The sequence below is a fragment of the Psychrobacter sp. 1Y4 genome, from assembly GCF_051847555.1.
On record NZ_JBPYDE010000052.1, the window covers coordinates 1 to 1,576 of the forward strand.

The 1,576-nt window shown below is 41.8% G+C and carries 3 protein-coding genes; 2 read left to right on the forward strand and 1 reads right to left on the reverse strand.

What is annotated here, in order from left to right:
• Together ACS8FC_RS14075 and ACS8FC_RS14080 are read left to right on the forward strand one after the other, a co-directional pair.
• Positions 1 to 606: malate dehydrogenase (locus ACS8FC_RS14075; protein ID WP_439297218.1), on the forward strand; the 606-nt coding region annotated here is incomplete at its 5' end.
• 287 nt (positions 607 to 893) lie between these two features.
• Positions 894 to 1,133, forward strand: a complete 240-nt coding sequence (locus tag ACS8FC_RS14080) for a DUF2789 family protein (protein WP_439297219.1) — start codon at positions 894 to 896, stop codon at positions 1,131 to 1,133.
• A gap of 83 nt (positions 1,134 to 1,216) precedes the next feature.
• Here ACS8FC_RS14080 and ACS8FC_RS14085 read toward each other — a convergent pair.
• Positions 1,217 to 1,576, reverse strand: a 360-nt coding sequence (locus ACS8FC_RS14085) for a riboflavin kinase (protein ID WP_439297220.1), incomplete at its 5' end; no start/stop codon positions are given.

The following is a 1,576-nucleotide window of genomic DNA, read 5'->3' on the forward strand; positions in this document are numbered from 1 at the left end:
TTGGTCGTTGGTAACCCTGCCAACACCAACGCGCTTATCGCTCAGCGTAATGCACCAGATCTTGATCCACGTAACTTCACTGCCATGACTCGTCTAGATCACAACCGTGCGATGGCGCAGTTGGCTGACAAGACTGACAGCACTGTTAATGACATCAAAAACATGACTATCTGGGGTAACCATTCGTCAACTCAGTATCCAGACCTAACCGCTTGCACAGTAAATGGCAAGCCTGCACTAGATCTAGTTGATCGTGACTGGTACGAAAACACCTATATCCCAGAAGTACAACAACGCGGTGCTGCAATCATCAAAGCTCGCGGTGCGTCATCTGCTGCTTCTGCTGCCAACGCTGCTATCGCACATATGCGTACGTGGGCACTAGGTACTGACGAGAACGATTGGGTCTCTATGGGTGTTTACTCAAACGGCGAATATGGTATCGCTGAAGGTTTGATCTATTCATTCCCATGCACATGTACTAACGGCGACTGGTCTATCGTAGACGGCGTTGATGTCTCATCAGACTTCTCTAAAGAGAAAATGGCTGCTACTGAGCAAGAGCTTAGTGAAGAGCGTGATGCAGTAGCACATTTGCTACCATAAGTTTAAGCAGTTATATAGCTGTCTTAACTTAAGTAATGAGTGAAAAAAAAGCCCTCTTAATATAGGAGGGCTTTTTTGTGTCTATAAGGTTTTTTTATTCAAAAGATATGATGAAATAAAAAGTAATCTATCGCATCCTTTGAAATGGCAATACCTGTTTGCTGTCAATACAATTGATAACGTTAGATAAACGTTGATTAACAGCTATTAGTATAAAGCTTGCTACAATAAATGGGTTAATTTTAATAATAAGCACAATTACCTCTACACCATTTAAGGAGAAAAGTATGTTGGGTGAGCCAGAATATAATATGAATGAGCTATTTGCTCAGGTAGGTCTAGATAGCTCTGATGAAGCGATTGATAAGTTTATCGCAGACAACCAGTTATCAAGCGAAGAAAAATTGATAGAAGCTGATGTCTGGACTGATAGCCAGCGTATGTTCTTACAAGAAGAATGGCAAAAAGATGCAGTATGGGTAGAAGTGATTGATGATCTAAATGTACGCATGCATCCTGATGCTTAACAGCACATAAAAGTATAATAAAAAAACCCCACGACAATATTCATATCGTGGGGTTTTTTATTTATGTAAGATACGTCTGACTGCTAAACTTGATTATCACGCCATGCCAATAGGTCAGTGACATCTTGATGAATACCCGCTTTCAAGGCGTCCAAACCATCGTAGCGACGCTCACCATGCAAAAAGTGCAAGAAGCGCACTTCTAGATTCAACCCGTACAAATCTGCTTTTAGTTTGGGAAAGTGTACTTCCAATCGCCAGTCATCACCTTTATCAACAGAGGGTCTTTTGCCAATGTTAGCGGTACCGAACAAACTATGTGGACGCAAACCTGCGACGCCTATATTGTTATCAATAGCCAGCTTTATTAAACCATCAGGTATGACCTCTCCATTCTCATCTAAGCTGACGACATCAACGGCAAAAATACCATGCAAAGCGGG